Annotated in this window: 16 protein-coding genes and 1 riboswitch; of the genes, 14 read left to right on the plus strand and 2 right to left on the minus strand. The window is 68.0% G+C overall.

Annotation, left to right across the window (positions count from 1 at the left end; genetic code table 11):
* Positions 1–7: 7 nt before the first annotated feature.
* Complete coding sequence (locus ACFXOO_RS04370; protein ID WP_378851120.1) at positions 8–769, minus strand: NUDIX domain-containing protein; 762 nt, start codon at positions 767–769, stop codon at positions 8–10.
* 147 nt (positions 770–916) lie between these two features.
* Between ACFXOO_RS04370 and ACFXOO_RS04375 the strand changes: the two genes are divergently transcribed.
* The 4 genes from ACFXOO_RS04375 (at position 917) to gcvP (ending at position 6,874) form a co-directional block, all read left to right on the plus strand.
* Positions 917–2,089 (plus strand): MarP family serine protease, encoded by a 1,173-nt coding sequence (locus ACFXOO_RS04375; protein ID WP_394562862.1) that lies wholly within the window; start codon positions 917–919, stop codon positions 2,087–2,089.
* A 97-nt stretch (positions 2,090–2,186) separates the two neighbouring features.
* Positions 2,187–2,281, plus strand: a riboswitch (glycine riboswitch).
* Between the two features lie 167 nt (positions 2,282–2,448).
* Positions 2,449–3,558, plus strand: a complete 1,110-nt coding sequence (gene gcvT / locus ACFXOO_RS04380) for a glycine cleavage system aminomethyltransferase GcvT (RefSeq protein WP_394562863.1) — start codon at positions 2,449–2,451, stop codon at positions 3,556–3,558.
* Positions 3,555–3,938 (plus strand): glycine cleavage system protein GcvH, encoded by a 384-nt coding sequence (gene gcvH / locus ACFXOO_RS04385; RefSeq protein ID WP_378838472.1) that lies wholly within the window; start codon positions 3,555–3,557, stop codon positions 3,936–3,938. Before gcvT ends, gcvH begins: the two co-directional genes overlap by 4 nt.
* A gap of 74 nt (positions 3,939–4,012) precedes the next feature.
* Positions 4,013–6,874, plus strand: coding sequence for an aminomethyl-transferring glycine dehydrogenase (gcvP, locus tag ACFXOO_RS04390; RefSeq protein ID WP_394563203.1), 2,862 nt, complete (start codon positions 4,013–4,015; stop codon positions 6,872–6,874).
* A 128-nt stretch (positions 6,875–7,002) separates the two neighbouring features.
* On the opposite strand, the gene ACFXOO_RS04395 is transcribed toward gcvP, so the two are convergent.
* Complete coding sequence (locus ACFXOO_RS04395; protein ID WP_394562864.1) at positions 7,003–7,875, minus strand: CPBP family intramembrane glutamic endopeptidase; 873 nt, start codon at positions 7,873–7,875, stop codon at positions 7,003–7,005.
* Positions 7,876–8,036: 161 nt separating this feature from the next.
* Here ACFXOO_RS04395 and ACFXOO_RS04400 point away from each other — a divergent pair, with 161 nt between their 5' ends.
* The 10 genes from ACFXOO_RS04400 (at position 8,037) to typA (ending at position 22,045) form a co-directional block, all read left to right on the plus strand.
* Positions 8,037–9,656, plus strand: a complete 1,620-nt coding sequence (locus ACFXOO_RS04400; RefSeq protein WP_378838479.1) for an ABC transporter substrate-binding protein — start codon at positions 8,037–8,039, stop codon at positions 9,654–9,656.
* Between the two features lie 164 nt (positions 9,657–9,820).
* Entirely contained in the window at positions 9,821–10,750 is a 930-nt protein-coding gene (locus tag ACFXOO_RS04405) for an ABC transporter permease (protein WP_378838669.1), read from the plus strand.
* Entirely contained in the window at positions 10,740–11,687 is a 948-nt protein-coding gene (locus ACFXOO_RS04410) for an ABC transporter permease (protein WP_394562865.1), read from the plus strand. Before ACFXOO_RS04405 ends, ACFXOO_RS04410 begins: the two co-directional genes overlap by 11 nt.
* A complete protein-coding gene (locus tag ACFXOO_RS04415; protein ID WP_378838484.1) occupies positions 11,684–13,360 on the plus strand; it encodes a dipeptide ABC transporter ATP-binding protein in 1,677 nt (558 codons plus the stop codon). Before ACFXOO_RS04410 ends, ACFXOO_RS04415 begins: the two co-directional genes overlap by 4 nt.
* A 38-nt stretch (positions 13,361–13,398) precedes the next feature.
* Positions 13,399–13,935, plus strand: a complete 537-nt coding sequence (locus ACFXOO_RS04420; protein ID WP_378838487.1) for a PH domain-containing protein — start codon at positions 13,399–13,401, stop codon at positions 13,933–13,935.
* 252 nt (positions 13,936–14,187) lie between these two features.
* Positions 14,188–15,171, plus strand: a complete 984-nt coding sequence (locus ACFXOO_RS04425) for an ABC transporter permease (RefSeq protein WP_378838489.1) — start codon at positions 14,188–14,190, stop codon at positions 15,169–15,171.
* A 1-nt stretch (position 15,172) separates the two neighbouring features.
* Positions 15,173–16,099, plus strand: a complete 927-nt coding sequence (locus tag ACFXOO_RS04430) for an ABC transporter permease (RefSeq protein WP_378838492.1) — start codon at positions 15,173–15,175, stop codon at positions 16,097–16,099.
* Positions 16,092–18,218, plus strand: a complete 2,127-nt coding sequence (locus ACFXOO_RS04435) for a dipeptide ABC transporter ATP-binding protein (protein ID WP_394562866.1) — start codon at positions 16,092–16,094, stop codon at positions 18,216–18,218. Before ACFXOO_RS04430 ends, ACFXOO_RS04435 begins: the two co-directional genes overlap by 8 nt.
* A gap of 78 nt (positions 18,219–18,296) precedes the next feature.
* Positions 18,297–19,967, plus strand: coding sequence for an ABC transporter family substrate-binding protein (locus ACFXOO_RS04440; RefSeq protein ID WP_394562867.1), 1,671 nt, complete (start codon positions 18,297–18,299; stop codon positions 19,965–19,967).
* A 158-nt stretch (positions 19,968–20,125) separates the two neighbouring features.
* Positions 20,126–22,045 carry a translational GTPase TypA gene (typA, locus tag ACFXOO_RS04445; RefSeq protein ID WP_378838499.1) on the plus strand — a complete coding sequence of 640 codons (1,920 nt, stop codon included), beginning with the start codon at positions 20,126–20,128 and terminating at the stop codon, positions 22,043–22,045.
* Positions 22,046–22,279 lie beyond the last annotated feature (234 nt).

The raw sequence follows: 22,279 nt of genomic DNA on the forward strand, positions 1-22,279 counted from the left end.
GAGGACGTCAGTGTGCGGTGGCGACGGGACCGCGATCGGCGAGTTCGACGTCACGGTTGTAGCGGTAGAGGCGAGCGGGCCGGTGGCTGCCGGTGCGGAAGCCGTCGGTGCGGATGAGGGTGTCGGAGTTCTCAGCCTGTCGACGGAAGTTCGCCGGGTCGAGGCGACGATCGAGGATCGACTCGTACACCTCGCGCAGCTCGGCGAGGGTGAACTCGTCGCCCAGGAGCCCGTGCGCGATCCGGCTGTAGCCGACCTTGTTGCGCAGGCGCCAGAGCGCATACTCGATGATCTGGCGGTGGTCGAAAGCGAGCCCGGGAAGGGCCGCCGCATCGAACCATGCGACGTTCTCCTCGGCGTCGGCCGGCCCGTTGTCCGGGCCGCCCGCGGTGTCCTGCACCTCATCGGGCCGCAGCAGCGCCCAGTAGACGATGGACACGACGCGGGTCGGTGAGCGGTCCACGTCGCCGAAGGCGTAGAGCTGCTCGAGGTAGCTCGGGGAGAGTCCCGTCGTCTCGGCGAGTGTGCGGGATGCCGCGGCATCCAGGCTCTCGGCGATGTCGAGCCAGCCGCCCGGCAGTGCCCACAGGCCCTCATGCGGATCGCGCGTGCGGCGCACGAGGGGAAGCGACACCGTGGGGACGTCGTCGGGACGGTCGCGGCGCAGTGTGAAGATCACGGTCGAGACGGCCACGCGCGTGAGATCGTCGGCGGCGGGTTCGACCGCTGCCGAGCCCTGGGGGGCCGTGGGACCGGAGGTTTGTGTCATATTGACCTTTACTGTCGGAAGCGAGCTTAGTGTCTCCGTGACCAGAAGGGCAACTCCATCCACGTGTACAGGCCGAAGCCACAGGAACGGTGCGTACGCTGTGCTGGTCGCGCGCATCCGCTCGCGCGGGGTGGAGAAGGAGCCGGCGTGATCATCGTCGACGTGATCCTCGTCGCAGTGCTGCTGGTCGCCCTGATCGTCGGTCTGCAGCGCGGTCTGGTCGCCAGCCTCGGCGTTCTCGCGGGCCTGGTCGCGGGGGCCTTCGCCGCGTTCTGGCTCGTGCCCGTGGTGAGCGGCATCTGGCCGTGGCCGCAATGGCGGACGGTGGCACTGATCGGGCTCGTCGTCGTGCTGCTGGTCGCGGGCGCATCGCTCGGGGGAGCGATCGGCTCGGCCGTGAGGCGCGGGGTCGACCGCATCAAGCTGCGCGGACTCGATCGCGTGCTCGGCGGAGCGATCAGCGTGGTGGCGACGGCCCTCGTGCTCCTGCTCGTGAGCTCGAGCGTCGCGGTGAGCGGCGCGCCGGTGCTGTCGGCCGCGCTCGCGTCCTCGCGCGTCCTCGATGTCATCGAGGATCTGACCCCCGATCCGGTCGACGCGACGCTGGCGCAGCTGCGCAGCGCCGTGCTCGAGGAGGGCATCCCGCGCCTCGGCGGACTGTTCGAGGGCGAGGCGTCCCCGCAGGCCGAGCCCATCACGCTCGACGAGCCCGGACTGACGCAGGCCGCGGCATCCGTCGCCCGCGTCTCGGGCGTCGCCTACGCGTGCGGGCAGAGCCAGACCGGCACCGGGTTCGTCATCGCCCCCGACCGCGTCGTGACGAACGCCCACGTCCTCGCCGGCATTGAGACGCCGATCGTGGAGCTGCCCGGCCGGGAGGCCCGCGAAGGGACCATCGTCCACTTCGACCCCGTGACCGATCTCGCGGTGATCGCGGTGCCCGACCTCGGAGCGCCCGCGCTGCCGCTTTCGGCCGAGCTCGAGATCGGCACCGCCGGCGCCGTCCAGGGGTACCCGTTCGGCGGCCCGTTCACCTCGATCAACGCCGAGGTCGTGGCGTCGGGGATCGTGCCGGTGCCCGATATCTACTCCGACAGCACCAATCCGCGAGACGTGTATTCGCTCGCTGCCGCCGTGCAGCCGGGCAACTCGGGGGGTCCGCTCCTCACGTCCGGCGGGCAGGTGGCGGGGGTGGTGTTCGCCCGCGGCGACACCGACGCGGGAAAGGGATACGCCATGACCAATGCCGAGCTCGCGCCGGTCGTGGCCGCGGCCACCGGCTGGACGTCCGCGGTCCCGACCGGCCGCTGCATCACGTGATTCCCGCGTCCGGTCCGCGGTCCGTCGTCTTCGCCGTGTGCACTGCTCCCGCCGGGTTCGCCCCGCTATGCTGGCGGGGCAACTGAACATTCGGCCCATGACCCGGGCGGGAGAGCTCCGACACACGCTGTCGGGCACCGAAGGAGCAAGCCTCCCCGCCAATCTCTCAGGTATTCGTACCGCTCGGTTCCGGCCGCTCTGAAAAGCGATGACGAGCTCGTGCGCGAGCGCTGTCGTCCGCCCACGGTGAAAGGCGCGGCATCCGTTCTCGGGTGACGCGACGAAACTCTCAGGCCCATGACAGAGGGGGAGTTCACAGTCGTCGTCCGACGGCTGCCCGCACGAGACCGGGAGAACTCATGACGGAACCCCGCTACACCGCCTTGCGCGAGCGCCACGAGGCGCTCGGTGCCGTTTTCACCGACTTCGGCGGCTGGATGATGCCGGTGCGCTACACCTCCGACCTCGCGGAGCACCACGCCGTGCGCTCAGCCGCGGGCCTGTTCGACATCTCGCACATGGCCGAGTTCTCCGTGTCGGGGGACGGCGCCGGGGAGTACCTCGACCACGCGCTGGCCGGTCGGCTGTCGACGATGGCCGTCGGCAAGGCGAAGTATTCGCTGATCCTCGCCGAAGACGGCGGCGTCGTCGATGACGTCATCGTCTATCGACTCGAGGGCGAGCTGTTCCTGGTGATCGCCAATGCGGGGAACCGCCGCGCCGCGGGTGCCGCGCTGTCCTCGGCGGTCGACGGCCACTCCGTGGAGGTCGTCGATCGGAGCGACGACTACTCGCTCATCGCCGTGCAGGGTCCGGCTGCGCGTCAGGTGCTCGATGCCACACCGGGTGTGGGCGCGTTCGCACACCCGCTGGACGACCTCCCGTACTACGCCTCGATGCAGGCGTCGTTCGACGGGACGCCGCTGCTCATCGCACGCACCGGGTACACGGGCGAGGACGGATACGAGCTGCTGATCCCGCACGCGCGGGCCGTCCCGCTGTGGGACGCCCTCCTCACCGCGGGTGCCCCGCTTGACCTCGTGCCGGCGGGACTGGCCGCACGCGACACCCTGCGCCTCGAGGCGGGGATGCCGCTCTACGGCCACGAACTGTCGCGCGCCATCGTTCCCGCACAGGTCGGCCTCGGCCGCGCCGTGGCGCTCGACAAGGAGTCCTTCATCGGCAAGGAGGGCCTGATCGCGAGGTCCGCGGTCGATTCCCCCGTGCTCGTGGGCCTCGTCTCGGAGGGGCGCCGCGCGGGGCGTGCGGGCTACGGCGTGTACGACGGCGACACCCGCGTGGGAGAGATCACCAGCGGCGCCCTGAGCCCGACACTCGGGCATCCCATCGCCATGGCCCTCGTCGCTCCCTCGACGAGCGACCTCGGCACCCCCCTGACCATCGACGTGCGGGGCACCCGCATCCCCGCCACCGTTTCGACGCTGCCTTTCTACCGGAGGAAGAAATGACCGATCTCACCGCCCTGTCCTACACCGCCGAGCACGAGTGGATCGCCTTCGACGGCGACGTCGCGACCGTCGGCATCACCGACTACGCCGCCGACAAGCTCGGTGACGTCGTCTTCGTCGAACTGCCCGCGGTCGGGGCTGCGCTGACGGCCAACGCGGTCTGCGGCGAGATCGAGTCGACGAAATCCGTCGGCGAGCTCTACGCCCCCCTGGACGGCGAGGTCATCGAGATCAACGACGCGGTCGTCGACGACCCGTCGCTCGTGAACGCCGACGCGTTCGGCGACGGCTGGCTCCTCAGGATGCGCGTGGCCGACGGTGCCGCGGACGGACTGATGGACCGCGACGCCTACGCCGCTCTCACGGGCGGCGAGGCGTGACCGGCGCCTACGGCTCGGGCTCGAGCGAGTTCTCCCGTCGCCACATCGGGACGGATGCCGCCTCTCAGAGGCGCATGCTGGACACGCTCGGGTACGACACGGTCGACGCCCTGATGTACGCCGCGGTACCGGCATCCATCCATGTCCAGACGGTGACGTCTTCGCAGATCCCGCCCGCGGCCACCGAGGCGGAGGCGCTGGATGAACTGCGGGCACTCGCCGCGCAGAACCGCAGTGCGCGGCCGATGATCGGACTGGGCTACTACGACACGTTCACGCCGTCCGTCATCGCGCGCAACGTGCTGGAGAACCCGTCGTGGTACACCGCCTACACGCCGTATCAACCCGAGATCTCCCAGGGCCGCCTCGAGGCGCTCATCAACTTCCAGACGATGGTCACGGATCTGACCGGTCTCGCGACCGCGAACGCGTCGATGCTCGACGAGTCGACCGCGGTGGTCGAGGGGATGCTCGTCGCGCGACGTGCATCGAAGTCGACGTCGAACGTGTTCCTCGTCGACGCCGACGCGCTGCCCCAGACGCGTGCGCTGCTGGAGTCGCGAGCCGACGCGCTCGGCATCGAGCTGCGCGTGATCGACTTCGGCGCACCGGTCGTCGGGCGGGCGCAGCAAGACGGAACGCCCACCCTGCCCGAGGCCTTCGGCGCGTTCGTCCAGTACCCGGGGGCATCCGGCCGCGTCTGGGATCCCTCCGAGGTGATCGCCGCCGTTCAGGCTCAGGGCGGACGCGTGGTGGTCGCCGCCGACCTTCTGGCCCTCACGCTGCTGCGCTCGCCGGGATCGCTCGGCGCCGACGTCGCCGTCGGCACGACGCAGCGCTTCGGCGTGCCGCTGGGCTTCGGCGGACCGCACGCGGGCTACATGGCCGTGCGCGGGGGCCTCGAGCGACAGCTGCCGGGCCGCCTCGTGGGCGTCTCGCAGGACGCGGCGGGCCATCCCGCCTACCGCCTCGCGCTGCAGACGCGCGAGCAGCACATCCGCCGTGAGAAGGCGACCTCGAACATCTGCACCGCGCAGGTGCTGCTCGCGGTCATGGCGGCGATGTACGCCGTCTACCACGGTCCCGACGGTCTGCGCGCGATCGCGACCGACGTCGCCAAAAAGGCTGAGGCGCTCGCCGGACGACTGCGGTCGTATGGACTCGACGTCGTCCACGAGGCGTTCTTCGACACTCTGCGCGTGCACGTCCCCGGCGACGCGCGACGCGTCATCGAGCGTGCCCGCGAGCGCGGTTACCAGCTGTTCTGGGTCGACGATGCCACGGTGGGGCTCTCGGTCGACGAGACCACCACCGCCGCCGATCTGGCCGCGGTGGCCTGGTCGTTCGGCCTCCCCGAGTCCGAGATGCAGGGCGGCGGGTCGGCCGAGCGCGGCGTGCCGTGGGCGGACGCCGATGCCCTCGCCGGCGTGCCGGTCGGACTCTTCCGCGCCGACGAGTACCTGACGCATCCGGTCTTCACCTCGCACCGGTCCGAGACCGCCATGATGCGTTACCTCAAGTCGCTGGCAGACCGCGACTACGCCCTCGACCGCGGAATGATCCCGCTCGGCTCGTGCACGATGAAGCTCAATGCGGCGACAGAGATGGCCGCCGTGTCGTGGCCGGAGTTCTCGCGCGTGCATCCGTTCGCCCCCGAGGACGACGTGCGCGGCTACCTCGCGATGATCGAGCAGCTGGAGTCGTGGCTGGCCGAGGTCACGGGCTACGACGCTGTCTCATTGCAGCCGAACGCCGGGTCGCAGGGGGAGCTCGCCGGACTGCTCGCGATCCGCGGATACCACGTGTCCCGCGGAGACGCCGGCCGCACCGTGTGCCTCATCCCTTCCTCCGCACACGGCACGAACGCGGCATCCGCAGTCCTCGCCGGCATGAAGGTCGTCGTCGTCGCATGCGACGAGGCCGGAAACGTCGACCTCGACGACCTGCACGCCAAGATCGCTCTGCACGCGGAGACCCTGGCCGCGCTGATGATCACCTACCCGTCCACGCACGGCGTGTACGAGCACGAGGTGCTCGCGATCACCGCGGCCGTGCACGACGCCGGGGGACAGGTCTACGTCGACGGCGCGAACCTCAACGCGCTGCTCGGGTTCGCGCGCTTCGGCGACCTCGGGGGCGACGTCTCGCACCTCAACCTGCACAAGACGTTCGCGATCCCGCACGGCGGAGGCGGTCCCGGGGTCGGACCGGTCGCGGCCAAGTCCCATCTGGCACCGTTCCTGCCGGGGCATCCGTTCTCGCAGCGCGCCGATCACGCGGGCGGCTTCGTGTTCGAGGGCGGTGCGGTCTCGGCCGCCCCGAACGGGTCTGCGGGCATCCTCCCGATCTCGTGGGCCTACGTGCGCATGATGGGCGCGGCCGGGCTTCGGGATGCCACGGCCGCCGCGGTGCTCTCGGCGAACTACATCGCCTTCCGGTTGCGTGCGCACTTCCCGGTGCTGTACGCCGGCGAGGCCGGCCTGGTCGCGCACGAGTGCATCCTCGACCTGCGCCCCCTGCGCGAACAGACCGGTGTCACCGTCGACGACGTCGCGAAGCGTCTGATCGACTACGGATTCCACGCGCCGACAATGTCGTTCCCCGTCGCGGGCACGCTCATGGTCGAGCCGACGGAGTCGGAGGACCTGGGTGAGATCGAGCGCTTCATCGAGGCGATGATCGCGATCAAGGCCGAGGCCGACGCCGTGGCGGCGGGGGAGTGGCCCGCGAACGACAACCCCTTGGTGAACGCCCCGCACACCGCCGAGTCGGTCATCGTGGCCGAGTGGGCGCACCCGTACCCGCGTGACCTGGCGGTGTACCCGGTGCACACCCTCGTGCGCGGCAAGTACTGGCCGCCGGTGCGCCGCATCGACAACGCGTGGGGCGATCGCAACCTCGTGTGCGCCTGCCCGCCGATCGAGGCGTTCGCCTGACCGCTGTCGCGTCACCGGCTTTCGCGAACGGTCACGACATGCCGCGCGGCCCCGATGGCGCGCGGCGTATCGCGACCGTTCGCACGGCCCCGAGCCGATCGTGACGGCCGGCCTGCCCCGAGGGCGGGTCAGGGCGTCGCCGACACCGTGGGCGTCGGCGTGGCGGACGCGCCCGGCGTCGGCCCGAACACCCCGGGCACGAGCGCCACGGCGAGCGGATACCCCACGAACGCCACGACGTCGATGAGCGTGTGGGCGATCACGAGCGGCATCACACGGCCCCAGCGGCGGTAGCACCACCCGAACACGACGCCCATGACGAAGTTGCCGATCACCGGGCCGGGGCCCTGGTACGCGTGGTAGGCCCCGCGGAGCGCCGCCGTCGACAGGATGATCGCCCACCAGCCCCACCCCAGCCGCCGCAAGCGGTCGAACAGATACCCGATGAAGATGACCTCCTCGGTGAGCCCCGCCCGCACCGCGGCCAGGAGAAGCAGGGGCACGGTCCACCACGACGGGTCGAGCGGGGCTGCCTCCACCTGCACGGTGATGCCCAGAGCACGGCCGGCGACGTACAACCCGAGCCCGGGGATCCCGATGACGGCAAGGAGCAGGATGCCGCGCCCCACGTCGCCGCCGAACCGTCGGAAGTCCAGCCCGATGCGGGCGAACGCGCTCCTCCCCGGCTCCCACAGCAGCCACACCGCCAGTGCGATGGGTGCGAAGGCGAAGAGCTGCGACAGCAGCTGATAGAGGACGTCCCAGAACTGCTCCGCATCGGCCGTGGGGTTGAGCGCCTGGGACTGACCGCCGAGGGACTCCTCCCGCCCGAGCGCCTGGATGAGCGACAGCACGGAGTAGATGGCCGAGCGCCCCACCGAGAGCGCCAGCACGATCCCGATCTCCCACCAGAGTCGTGCGCGCCACCGTGACGACCGGGCACCCCCGAGGTCATCGGCTGTGCCCTCCGGCCAAGACGAGGGAGGGTTCAGCGGGGGCATCTTGTCAGATTGCCACATCGAACACCGATTGAGTTAAGGGTCTGTAACGTTTTCGCGCGAGGTTTTGACCATCGCTTGTCGTTTACCTAGGGTTTCCCTAACCGCGCCCCAGTATTGGTCTGCCTTGCTGTGGGCGCATCACCCTTGCACAGGAGGAAAAGTTGAAGCGCAACAAGATCGCCCTTTCGGGCGTCGCGCTGCTGGTGGTCGGAGGGCTCGCGCTCGCCGGTTGCTCCGGCGGCGGCAGCAGCACGCCGAGCGCGTCCGGCGGCGGCACCAGCACCGCCGTCATCAAGACGAACGGTTCCGAGCCCGAGAACCCGCTCATCCCGACTAACACGAACGAGGTCGGCGGCGGCAAGATCCTCGACTCGATCTTCGCCGGACTGGTCTATTACGACGCCAAGGGTGAGCCCGTCAACGACATGGCGGAGTCGATCACGGTCGACGACCCGCAGAACTTGACCATCAAGCTCAAGCAGGGTCAGAAGTTCACGGACGGCACCGAGGTGCAGGCCCACAACTTCATCGACGCCTGGAACTACGGCGCGCTGGCGTCCAACGCTCAGTTGAACAGCTACTTCTTCGAAGACATCGAGGGCTTCAGCTACGACGAGGACTCCGAGCTCACCGGCCTGAAGGAGGTGGACGACTACACGTTCACCATCGCGCTGAGCAAGCCCGCCTCCGACTTCGCACTCCGTCTCGGCTACTCGGCATTCGTCCCGCTCCCGGACGCCGCGTTCGAAGACATGGAAGCGTTCGGCGAGAACCCGATCGGCAATGGCCCGTACAAGCTCGCCAGCGACACGGCGTGGGAGCACGACGTGCAGATCTCGCTCGTGAAGAACGACGACTACACCGGCGGCCGCGCACCGCAGAACGCCGGCCTCGACATCGTCTTCTACGCGACGCAGGATGCCGCGTACGCCGACCTCCTCGGCGGCAACGTCGACGTCATCGACGGTGTTCCGCCGTCGGCGCTCGCCACCTTCGAGAGTGACCTGGGTGACCGCGCGGTCAACCAGCCCGCTGCCGTCTTCCAGTCCTTCACCATTCCTGCGCGCCTCGCGCACTTCTCGGGAGAAGAGGGTCAGCTGCGCCGTCAGGCCATCTCGATGGCGATCAACCGGGAAGAGATCACGCAGACGATCTTCCAGGGCACCCGTACCCCGGCCAGCGACTTCACCTCGCCGGTCATCGCGGGCTGGTCCGACTCGCTCGAAGGCGCAGGCGTCCTCGAGTACAACGAGGACGAGGCGAAGAAGCTGTGGGCCGAGGCCGACGCCATCTCGCCGTGGGACGGTACATTCCAGATCGCGTACAACTCCGACGGCGGACACCAGACGTGGGTCGACGCGGTGACCAACTCGATCAAGAACACGCTCGGCATCGAGGCATCCGGTGCTCCGTACGTCGACTTCGCGTCGCTCCGGACGGAGATCACGGGGCGCACGATCTCGACCGCGTTCCGCACCGGCTGGCAGGCGGACTACCCGGGTCTGTACAACTTCCTGGGCCCGCTGTACGCGACCAACGCCGGTTCCAACGACGGTGACTACTCCAACCCGGAGTTCGATGACCTGCTGACCAGCGGCATCTCGGCCACCGACGCGGAGACCGCCAACGCCGACTTCCAGAAGGCACAGGAGATCCTGCTCACGGACCTCCCGGCCACGCCGCTCTGGTACTCGAACGTCACCGGCGGCTACGCCGAGGGCGTGCAGAATGTCGAGTTCGGCTGGAACTCGGTTCCGCTGTACTTCCAGATCACCAAGTAACATCTGATCGAACCCGCGAGGCGGTGACGTCATGTCACCGCCTCGCGGTCTGTCCGCCCGGGCCTCGCAATCGCGTGCATAACGCGGCACGATGCTCTTACCGGATGCCTGCGACGACCCGAACGCGCTGGTCGCAGAGCATCCTTCAGCTGGAGGGAGTGAGGATGCTCGGTTACATCCTCAGACGTGTGGTTCAGGTGATACCCGTGTTCTTCGGGGCCACGCTTCTCATTTATTTCCTGGTCTTCGCCCTGCCCGGCGATCCGATTCTCGCCCTGTTCGGCGATCGCACGCCGAACCCGGCCCTCGTCGAGCAACTGCGCGAGCAGTACCACCTGAACGACCCGTTCCTGGTGCAGTACTTCTACTACATCGTGGGCATCTTCCAAGGCAATCTCGGAGTCACGTTCTCGGGTCAGTCGGTCAACGAGGTCCTCGCCCGCACCCTCCCGGTGACCGCACGACTCGCCATCATGGCCATCCTGATCGAGTTCACCCTCTCGATCATCATCGGCACGGTCTCCGCCCTGCGGAAGGGCAAGATCTTCGACAACACGATGCTCGTCATCGCCCTCATCTTCGTGGCGCTGCCGATCTTCGTGCTCAGCTTCCTGGCCCAGTACTTCCTGGCCATCCAGTTCGGCTGGTTCAAGCCGACGGTCGGCGCCCAGAACGACTGGGGCGACCTCCTGCTCCCTGCGCTCGTCCTGGGATTCAGCCTCTACGCCACGAGCATGCGCCTCATGCGCGGCTCGGTGATCGACACCCTGAACCAGGACTGGGTGCGCACCGCGTACAGCAAAGGACTGTCGCGCCGACGCGTCGTCCCCGTGCACGTGCTGCGCAACTCGCTCATCCCGGTGATCACGAACTCCGCCACCAACTTCGGCGTGCTCCTCGTCGGAGCGACCGTCACGGAGGGCATCTTCAACGTGCCGGGTGTCGGGAACACACTGTTCCAGGCGACGCTCCGTCACGAGGGCCCGACGATCGTCTCCTTCGTGACCGTGTTCGTCATCATCTACGTGCTCGTCAACCTCGTCGTGGACCTGCTCTACGGCCTGCTCGATCCGAGGATCCGCTATGTCAAGTGATCGCACCCCGGCGGCGCACTACGTCGCCCCCGTCAAAGACCAGACGCTCGTCGTCGACGCGGTCCGCGTCGGCGAGAAGCCGAGCAGCATGTGGTCGGATGCCTGGCACGATCTGCGTCGTCGACCCACGTTCTGGATCAGCCTGATCGTCGTGGGCATCGTCCTCGTGATGGCCGTCTTCCCGACGCTGTTCACCACGGTCCCGCCCAACGACGACTGCCAGCTCGCCAACAGCAACGGCGGACCGGCGGACGGGCATCCGCTCGGCTTCACGTTCCAGGGCTGCGACATCTGGTCCCGCATGGTCTGGGGTGCGCGCACCTCGCTCACCGTCGGCCTCATCGCCACCATCATCGGCACGACGATCGGCCTCATCATGGGGGCGTTCGCCGGGTTCTACGGAGGATGGCTCGATTCCCTGCTGTCGCGCATCGGCGACATCTTCTTCTCGATCCCCTACATCCTCGCCGCGATCGTCGTGATGAGCGTCTTCTCGACGAACCGCAACGTGTTCACCCTCGCCTTCGCCATCGGCGGGTTCGCGTGGGCATCCACCGCCCGCGTGGTGCGTGCGGAAGTGCTCCGGGTGCGTCAGGCGGACTTCATCACGGCCTCCCGCGCGCTCGGTCAGTCGCGCTTCACCACGCTCGTCACCCACGTCGTGCCGAACGCCATCGCACCGCTCCTCGTCATCACGACCATCAGCCTCGCGGCGGCCATCGTCGCCGAGGCGACCCTGTCGTTCCTGGGTGTCGGTCTCGGCAGCGGCACGATGTCGTGGGGCAACGACATCAGCCAGGCGCAGCAGTCGCTGCGCGTGGCCCCCATGGCGCTGATCTACCCGTCGATCCTGCTGACGGTGACGGTGCTGGCGTTCATCCTGCTGGGCGAGCTGATCCGCGACGCCCTCGACCCGAGAGCGAGGGCCCGCCGATGAGCGAGACCGCCCGTCAGCCGTTGCTGAGCGTGAAGGACCTGCGTGTCGCCTTTGACTCGCAGTCCGGTGAGCGCGAGGTGCTCCACGGCATCAATTTCGACATCTTCCCCGGCGAGACCATCGCGATCGTGGGCGAGTCCGGCTCGGGCAAGTCCACGACGGCGTCGGCGATCGTGAACCTCCTGCCCGGGACCGGTCATGTCACCTCCGGCAGCATCACGCTCGCCGGCGCCGACCTGACCGAATACTCGCTGTCCGAGATGGAGGCCGTCCGCGGCCGCGACATCGGGTACGTGCCTCAGGACCCGATGTCGAACCTCAACCCGGTGTGGAGCATCGGCTTCCAGGTGAAGGAGGCGGTGCGTGCGAACGGCATCGCGTCCGGTCGCCGTGACATCGAGGCGCGCGCGATCGAGGTCCTGAAGCAGGCCGGCCTCGCAGACGCCGAGAAGCGCATGAACCAGTTCCCGCACCAGTTCTCCGGCGGCATGCGCCAGCGCGCCCTCATCGGCATCGGCCTCGCCGCCGATCCGCAGCTGCTGATCGCGGACGAGCCCACCTCGGCGCTCGACGTCACGGTGCAGCGCGTGATCCTGGACCACATGGCCAAGCTCACGCGGGAGAAGGGCACGTCTGTGCTCCTGATCACGCATGACCTGGGCCTCGCCGCGGAACGTGCCGAGCGCATCATCGTCATGAAGGACGGCGAGATCGTCGAGTCGGGGCCGAGCCGGACCATCCTCGAGAACCCGCTGCACCCGTACACGCAGCGGCTGGTCTCTGCTGCACCCAGCATCGCCTCGCAGCGCATCCAGGCCGTCGTCGAGGACCGCGGTGTGAAGGTGCTGGCGGATGTCGCGAACACCGCTCCGACACTGCGCGTGAAGGAGCTCACGAAGGACTACAAGATCCGCATGGGTGGCTTCCGCAGCGAGCCGTTCCGCGCCGTGGATGCGGTCTCGTTCGAGATCCCGCGCGGCAAGACCCTCGCCCTCGTCGGCGAGTCGGGGTCGGGCAAGTCCACGGTGGCCAAGATGGTGCTCAAGCTGGAGGATCCCACCTCCGGTCTCATCGAGGTCGACGGCATCGATGTCGCCGGGCTGTCGCGCAAAGACACGTTCGACCTGCGACGACGCATGCAACCCGTGTTCCAGGATCCGTACGGCTCGCTCGACCCGATGCGCAACATCGGCAACACGATCTCCGAGCCGCTCGAGATCCACAAGGTCGGCGACACGGCGTCACGGCGCGAGCGGGTGCGCGAGCTTCTCGACCAGGTCTCGCTTCCGCAGGAGCTCGCGTCGCGCTACGCGAACGAGCTCTCCGGCGGTCAGCGTCAGCGCGTGGCCATCGCCCGTGCACTGGCGCTGAAGCCGGACATCGTCATCCTCGACGAGGCGGTCTCCGCACTCGACGTGCTCGTGCAGGACCAGATCCTGCAGTTGCTCGCCGAACTGCAGTCCGAACTCGGTCTGACCTACCTGTTCATCACCCACGACCTCGCCGTCGTGCGTGTGACAGCCGACCTCGTCTGCGTCATGGAACGCGGCAAGGTCGTCGAGCAGGGGACCGTCGACGAGATCTTCGCGAACCCGTCCGAGGAGTACACGAGGCGCCTGCTGGACGCGATCCCCGGCGCATCGATTCCCCTGGGCGGGGGAGCGGGCCTCTGAGCGCGCCCCGCCCGAACCCGCCCGCTCCGGCGCGCCGGGTGTTCCGCGCCACGTCCGGCACGATCGCCCTGATCGTGTCGGGCGTGATCGCGGTGGTGCTGCTCGGCGACGCGCTCCTGCGGGCCGGCATCATCCAGATGCTGCTGCTGGCGCCCTGGGTGCTGCTCGTCCTCTGGTTCATCTACGTCGTGCTGTACGCCTCGCACATCTCGATGAGCAGGGACGATGTCATCGTCCAGAACTATCTGCGCCGCACGACACTCCCGTGGGGTCGGGTCGCCGATATCCGGATGCGCTGGCAGGTGGTGTTCGACCTCCTCGACGGATCCGAGATCAAGGCATACGGCGGGCCGGTGGCGGGCCGGCCGGGCCGCGTCGGTCCGACGGCGGGCGCACGACCCGGGGCGACGGTGCCCCCCGCTCTTCGAGAGCTGGGTATCATCCGTGACGAGTGGGACGGGGCGCGTGAGCGAAGCAGAGCGGATGCCGCGATCCGCCGTGAATGGGATGTCCCCGCGCTGCTGGCTTTGGGAATCATCGTGATCGGCGCGTTGAGCGCTGTGCTCAGCGCATAGGGCCTACGGTCGCCTGACTGCGAACCTATGTGTCTGCTGATAGAACATTTTGCGAAGGAATGACGAAATGTTACGGTCGTGAAAAGACTCGTCAACGTCGACGGCCGCAACGGAGCGCCGGGGTTAGGGTCTATGGGTCGGACAGGTTCCGACATCCCCCCGAAGCCGACACCGCGCATGGTGGCGGTGGCCCCAGGAAAGAACGACGATGATGTGTCTGTCTGAACTACGCCGGACCGCGAGGCCGGCTCGATGACGATCTACGTCATCCGGCGGTTCCTGAACTACGCGATCCTCAGCCTGATCGCGACCTGCATGGCCTACATCCTGGCCAGCACCGTCCTGGATCCGGCTGCCCGGTTCTACGGGATGAATCCGCGACCGCCGCAGGCATCCATCGATGCCTCGCTCGATGCGATGGGCGTCAATCCCGACGTCCCGGTCATCGTGCGCATGTGGACCTGGCTGGTGAACCTCTTCACCCAGTTCTCGCTGGGCACCACGGTGGGCGGAGCCCAGGTCACGAATGAGATCCTCGCCCGGTCGGGGGCGAGCCTGCGCCTCCTCCTTCTCGGGTCGATCATCGGCGCGATCCTCGGCGTGCTGCTCGGAGTGTGGGGCGCCGTCCGGCAGTACCGCACGAGCGACCAGATCGTGACGTACGCGTCGTACGTCGTCTTCGCGACGCCGACGTTCGTCATCGGCGTGCTGCTCATGATCGTGGCCACGCAGTTCAACAATCTGGCCGGCACGCAGCTCATCCAGTTCACCGGCGAGTACACCGCGGGGATCTCGGGCAACTGGTGGGAGCTGGCGTGGGATCGCGCCATCCACCTGCTTCTCCCGACGCTCGCGCTCGTCCTGATCAGCGCCGCCTCCTACTCCCGGTACCAGCGCAGCGTCATGCTCGACGTGCTCGGCGCCGACTACATCCGCACCGCGCGATCGAAGGGCCTGCCGCGCACGCAGGCTCTCTACCGCCACGGCGTGCGGCTCGCCCTCATCCCGATGTCGACGTTCTTCGCCTACAGCTTCGGGACGCTCATCGCGGGATCCGCGATGCTCGAGATCGTCTTCAGCTGGCGGGGGATGGGGCAGTTCCAGATCGAGGCCATTCAGAAGAACGACATCAACGCCGTCGCGGGGAGCACGCTGTTCGTGGCCGTCCTCTACCTGATCGCCTCGACGCTCTCCGAAGTGCTGTACGCCGCGCTCGACCCGAGGGTGAGGAACTGACATGTCGGTGATGCAGGAACAGGCGCTCGAAGCGCCCCTCGAGCCGGGCAACGACGTCACCGGCGCTCGGCGTCCGCTCTCGCGCAACGGCCTGGTGTGGCTGCGCCTGAAGCGGATGCCGCGCTTCTGGATCGGCATCACCGTCGTGGTCATGATCATCCTGTGGGCGTTCCTCGGTCCGTTCCTCTACGCGTACGGCGTGACCGATCGCGACCCGCTGAATATGGGCATGGGCCCCACCAACCTGCACTGGTTCGGAACGAACTCCATCGGTCAGGACATCTACGCCCAGACGCTCTCCGGCCTGCAGAAGTCCCTGGTCATCGGACTGGTCGCGGGCCCGGCGGCCACGATCATCGCCGCGATCGTCGGCTCGACCGCCGGCTACATCGGCGGGTGGGTCGACCGCGTCATCCAGTGGTTCATCCTGCTGCTTCTGGTGATCCCCGCGTTCTTCCTCTTCATCCTCCTCAGCCCGCTCATCAAGGGGCTGTCATGGGTGGTGCTGATGCTCTACATCGCCCTGTTCAGCTGGATGATCATGGCCCAGGTCGTGCGCAGCCAGACGCGATCCCTGCGCAATCGCGATTTCGTGCGCGCGGCGCGCTATATGGGCATGCCGACGCATAAGATCCTCGGGCGCCACATCATCCCGAACATGGCCTCCATCCTCATCATCGACGCCACCCTCGGCGTGGTCTCGGCGATCATGTCCGAGACGGCGCTGAGCTACTTCGGGTTCGGCGTCCAGAAGCCCGAAGTGTCGCTCGGAACCCTGCTCTCGGACGGCACCGCCGCGGCGGTGACCCGTCCCTGGCTGTTCGTGTTCCCCGCCATGGTGCTGATCGCGCTGCTGTTCGCCATCAGCCTCGTCGGCGACGCGCTGCGCGACGCCATCGACCCCACGTCTGGAAACAACCGTGACTGAACCGCGTCCCGTGACCCCGCCGCGCACCGGCACTCCTCTGCTGTCGGTCCGCGATCTCAGCGTCACCTTCCCGCAGCGCGACGGCGCACCCGTGCAGGCGGTCCGCGGCATCTCCTACGACGTGCATCCGGGCGAGTTCCTGGGCATCGTCGGCGAGTCCGGGTCGGGCAAGTCGGTGTCGTCCCTCGCGGTCATGGGCCTGCTTCCCTCGAGCGCGCGGGTGACGGGAGCGATCGAGTTCGAAGGACAGTCGCTCCTCGGTCTCGACGACGCGCGACTGTCGCGCATCCGCGGCAAAGGCCTGGCCATGGTGTTCCAGGACCCGCTGTCCGCCCTGACGCCGGTCTACACGGTGGGCGACCAGATCAGCGAGGCTCTGCGCCTGCACGACGGCAGACTCTCGACCCAGGCGGCCGCATCCCGCGCGGTCGAGCTGCTCAAGGTCGTCGGCATCCCCGACGCCGAGCGCCGCGCCCGAGCGTTCCCGCACGAGTACTCCGGTGGCATGCGTCAGCGCGCCATGATCGCCATGGCGATCGCGAACGACCCGAAGGTCATCCTCGCCGACGAACCCACGACCGCGCTCGACGTGACCATCCAGGCGCAGATCCTGGAGGTGCTCGAGAAGGCGAAGGACATCACGGGCGCCGCCGTCGTCCTGATCACCCACGACCTCGGGGTCGTGGCCGGCCACGCCGATCGCGTCGGCGTGATGTACGCCGGGAAGCTGGTCGAACTCGGCACGACCGACGAGGTGTTCTCCGCCCCGCACATGCCGTACTCGATCGGGCTGCTGCGATCGGTGCCCAACATGATGACGGCAGGAACGCAGCGCCTCGTCCCTCTCGACGGGCGTCCGCCGTCGCTGGCGAACCTGCCTCAGGGTTGCCCGTTCGCTGCCCGCTGCCCGATCGCGATCGACGCGTGCCACGACATCGAGCCGATGCTGGCCGTGCACGATCCGGCGACGCCTCTGCACGTCTCGGCGTGCATCCGGGCGGACGAGATCGCATCGGGTGAGCTCAAGCGTCCGGAGATCTTCCCGCGCCCCGCACCCCTGCCCGAGGAGGAGCGCGCCGAGACCGGTGGTGCCCCGGTCGTCGAGGTCACCGACCTCACGCGACACTTCCCGCTCATGAAGGGCTCGGTCTTCCCCCGACGCATCGGCACCGTCCGCGCCGTGGACGGCGTCTCGTTCACGCTGCGCCCCGGCCGCACCTTGGGCCTGGTCGGTGAATCGGGCTGCGGCAAGACCACGACGATCCTCGAGATCATGGAGATGGCGGCCCCCCAGTCGGGAACGATCCGCATCGAGGGCACGGATGTCGGGACCGCGACGAAGCGCGAGATCAACGCACTCCGCCCGGACGTGCAGATCGTCTTCCAGGACCCGATGGGTGCGATCGATCCGCGCCTTCCGGTCGGCGAGGTCATCACGGAGCCGCTCTGGGTTCAGGGAGCGCCGAAGGCCGAGCGCGATGCGAAGGTGACGGAGCTGCTCGAACTGGTCGGGCTCGACCCGGCGATGGCGGATCGATACCCGCACGAGTTCTCCGGCGGCCAACGGCAGCGACTCGGCATCGCGCGTGCGCTGTCGACCAACCCCGCCGTCCTCATCCTCGACGAGCCCGTGTCGGCGTTGGACGTCTCCATCCAGGCCGGCGTCATCAACCTGCTGGAAGACCTCAAGGACCGCCTGGGGCTGTCGTATCTCTTTGTCGCGCACGACCTCGCCGTCGTCCGTCAGATCGCCGACGATGTCGCCGTGATGTACCTCGGCCGAATCGTCGAGCAGGGTCCGATCGCGGAGATCTTCAACAATCCGAGGCATCCGTACACCAAGGCGCTCATCTCGGCGGCGCCCATCCCCGACCCCGCCATCGAGCGCCAGCGCACCCGCATTCTCCTGAACGGGGATCTGCCGAGCCCCACGCAGGAGATCGAGGGATGCCGTTTCCGCACGCGGTGCCCGCTGTACCTTCTCCTCGACGAGACCGCTCAGGCCCGGTGCCGCGAGTCCGATCCCGAACTCGCCCCGCACGGCCGCGCGCAGGTCGCCTGCCACCACGTGGATCGCTCCGCGCTGGTGGAGGAGGCGGCACTCGCCGAAGCGTCATAGACCCCCGGTGGTGGCACCAAGCCGCCGAGGCCCCACAAGGAATACGAGAGGAACGATCACATGATGAGGACACGGAGTGTGAAAACACTCGGCGCTCTGGCCATGCTCGGCGCAGCCGCGCTGCTGGTCTCGGGCTGCGCAGCCGGTAACACGGCCGCACCCAGCTCCAGCGCGAGTGCTGCCGCCGACCTGCCGACCGTCGACTGGGATTCGGCCACCGCCGATGAGGTTCAGGACGGCGGCACGCTGACGCTCGCCGTCGGCGCCCTGCCGGTCAACTACAACAACCTCGAGATCGACGGCAACGACGTCGACACGAACACGATCCTGGCGGCCACCCAGGGCGGCCCGATCAAGATCACCACCGACGGCGAGCCCGTTCTCAACGAGAACTACGCGTCTTCGGTCGAGCTCGTCAGCGAAGACCCCCAGGTCGTCGAGATGAAGCTCAACCCCGACGCCGTGTGGGAAGACGGAACGCCCATCACCGTCGCGGACTGGCAGGCCACCTGGCAGGCGAACAACGGCACGAACGAGGCCTTCCTTCCCGTCTCGACGACCGGCTGGGATCAGATCTCGTCGATCGAGCAGGGCACGGACGCGTATGACGTGAAGATCACGTTCAGCGCGAAGTACGCCGACTGGCAGGGTCTTCTCGGACTCGTCCTCCCGGCCTCCGTGGCCTCCGACCCGACGGCGTTCAACGAGGGCTACACCGCTCAGGCGATGCCCTCGATGGGCCCGTACGTCATCTCCGACATCGACCAGACCGGTCAGGTCGTCACGCTGACGCCGAACGAGAAGTGGTGGGGTGAGACGCCGAAGCTCGACACCATCCTGTTCAAGGTCGTCAGCCAGGACCAGCAGGGTTCGTCGTTCGCCAACAAGGAGATCGACGCGCTCGAGATCTCGGCCAACGCCGACCTCTACGCGACGGCCAAGTCCCGCGAGGACGCCGAGCTTCAGGCCACCAACGGTCTGACGTGGACGCACGTGACGATGAACGCCAAGGAGGGCCCGCTCTCGGACGTCAACGTCCGCAAGGCGGTCGCCTCGATCGTCAACCGCGAGCAGATCGCCGCTGCGGCGAACACGCCCGTGGGTGTGCCGGCCGTCACGCAGGGTGACTACATCTTCATGAACGGGCAGGAAGGCTACGACGACAAGGCGCTTCCGCTCGACCCGTCGGCCGCGGAGGGCTTCCTCGGCGACGCCGGTTACACGAAGGACGGCGACACGTGGACGAAGGATGGCACGGAGCTCAAGCTCACCATCACGGTTCCCGCTGACACCGCCACCAACATCCAGCGTGCCGAGCAGGTTCAGGCCGACCTCGGCGAGTTCGGGATCCCGGTGGAGCTGACGACGGTTCCCGCCGCGCAGTACTTCAGCGACTACGTGATTCCCGGCAACTTCGAGATGGTGTCGTTCTCCTGGCAGGGTACGGCCTTCCCGATCTCCTCGACGGAGTCGCTGTTCTACCCGCTCGATTCCGGTCAGAACTTCACCGGCACGACGGACGACGCGCTCGGCGACCTGTGGACGCAGGCCAACGAGGAGCTCGACCCGGCGAAGCGCATCACGATCGCCAACGAGATCAACGAGAAGATCTGGTCCTACATGCCGATGTTCCCGATCGCTCCGCTGCCTGAGGTCTGGGCCGTGAAGCAGGGACTCGTCAACTACGGCGCCACGATGTTCGGCGTCTCCGCCACGGTCGACTGGACCGTCGTCGGCTGGAAGAAGTAGCACGGACCGACCTTCGGGCCGGTGGGGACGGGGCGGGATTCTTGGGAATCCCGCCCCGTTCCGCGTGCGGGAGGTGCTCCCGGGTTCCTCTCGGATGCCTGCGGTAAGCTGAAAAGGCCGGATCCCGGCGAAACCCCCAAACTTTGCAAGGAACCCTCATGGCGCGCGCCCACCGTTCAGACCTACGCAACGTCGCGATCGTTGCCCACGTCGACCACGGCAAGACCACCCTCGTCGACGCCATGCTGCGTCAGACCGGCTCGTTCGGAGAGCACGCTCACGTGGACGAACGTGCGATGGACTCGAACGACCTCGAGCGTGAGAAGGGCATCACGATCCTCGCGAAGAACACCGCGATCACGTACAAGGGCGTTCACGCGGGCGACACCCCGGTCACGATCAACGTGATCGACACCCCCGGCCACGCCGACTTCGGCGGCGAGGTCGAGCGCGGCCTGTCGATGGTGGACGGCGTCGTCCTGTTGGTCGACGCGAGCGAGGGCCCGCTCCCGCAGACCCGTTTCGTGCTCCGCAAGGCGCTCGAGGCCAAGCTTCCCGTCATCCTGCTGGTCAACAAGACCGACCGGCCCGATGCCCGCATCGCCGAGGTCGAGGAGGAAGCGCACGACCTCCTCCTGGGTCTCGCATCCGACCTCGTCGACGACGTGCCCGACCTCGACGTCGACGCGCTGCTGGACGTCCCCGTCGTCTACGCGAGCGGTCGCGCGGGCGCCGCGTCGCGCAATCGTCCCGAGAACGGCTCGCTGCCCGACAACGACGACCTCGAGCCGCTGTTCGAGGCGATCCTGCAGCACGTCCCCGCTCCGGCGTACGACGACGAGGCGCCGCTGCAGGCATGGGTCACGAACCTCGACTCCAGCCCGTTCCTCGGGCGTCTCGCCCTTCTGCGCGTCTTCAACGGCACGCTGAAGAAGGGTCAGACGGTCGCATGGGTGCGGGCGGACGGCACCGTCAGCAGTGCTCGCATCACCGAGCTGCTGAAGACCCGCGCGCTCGAGCGCTACCCGGCCGAGAGCGCGGCGCCCGGCGACATCGTCGCCATCGCGGGCTTCCCCGACATCACCATCGGCGAGACCATCGCCGACCCGGAAGACGTCCGTCCGCTGCCGCAGATCCACGTCGACGACCCCGCGATCTCGATGACGATCGGCACCAACACGTCGCCGCTCGCCGGCAAGGTGAAGGGTCACAAGCTGACCGCGCGCCTCGTCAAGGACCGCCTCGACCGCGAACTGATCGGCAACGTCTCGCTGAAGGTCGTCGACATCGGACGCCCCGACGCCTGGGAGGTGCAGGGCCGCGGCGAGCTCGCCCTGGCCATCCTCGTCGAGAACATGCGTCGTGAGGGCTTCGAACTGACGGTGGGCAAGCCCCAGGTGGTCACGAAGAAGGTCGACGGCAAGACGTACGAGCCCTTCGAGCACCTGACGATCGATGCACCCGAGGAGTACCTCGGTGCGATCACCCAGCTGCTGGCCACACGCAAGGGCCGCATGGAGAACATGACCAACCACGGCACCGGCTGGGTGCGCATGGAGTTCGTGGTGCCTTCGCGCGGTCTCATCGGCTTCCGTACGGAGTTCCTCACGACGACCCGCGGCACGGGTATCGCCAACGCGATCTCGCACGGCTACGAGCCGTGGGCCGGTCAGATCGTCACCCGTCAGAACGGATCGATCGTCGCCGACCGCACGGGAGTCGTCACGCCCTTCGCCATCATCGCCCTGCAGGAGCGCATGTCGTTCTTCGTCCAGCCGACCCAGGAGGTCTACGAGGGCATGGTCATCGGCGAGAACTCGCGCAACGACGACATGGACGTGAACATCACGAAGGAGAAGAAGCTGACCAACATGCGTCAGTCCACCTCCGACACGTTCGAGTCGATGACCCCGTCGCGGCAGCTCTCACTCGAGGAGAGCCTCGAGTTCGCCCGCGAGGACGAGTGCGTCGAGGTCACGCCCGAGATCGTCCGCATCCGCAAGGTCGCGCTCGACGCGACCGAGCGCGCGCGCGCAACCGCCCGCCTGAAGCGCCAGGACGCGAACGCGAACGCCTGAGTCTCGAAGACCTGACCGAACGGGGACGGATGCCGCGGCATCCGTCCCCGTTCGCGTTCGCGCCCGTCGTCCCCGTCCGCGTCCCTGTCTGCGTTCGCGGTCTCTCGGCGCGGCTGCCTTCGTCCGGCGAGCGGTCGCGACATGCCGCGTGCCGCGGAGCGTGGTGGTGCGTGACGGCGTGTCGCGACCGTTCGCGCAGCACCACGCGACGCGGCCCGTGCGGGCGCGTCGATA

It is taken from the genome of Microbacterium sp. P03, assembly GCF_043556235.1.
Taxonomy (GTDB): domain Bacteria; phylum Actinomycetota; class Actinomycetes; order Actinomycetales; family Microbacteriaceae; genus Microbacterium.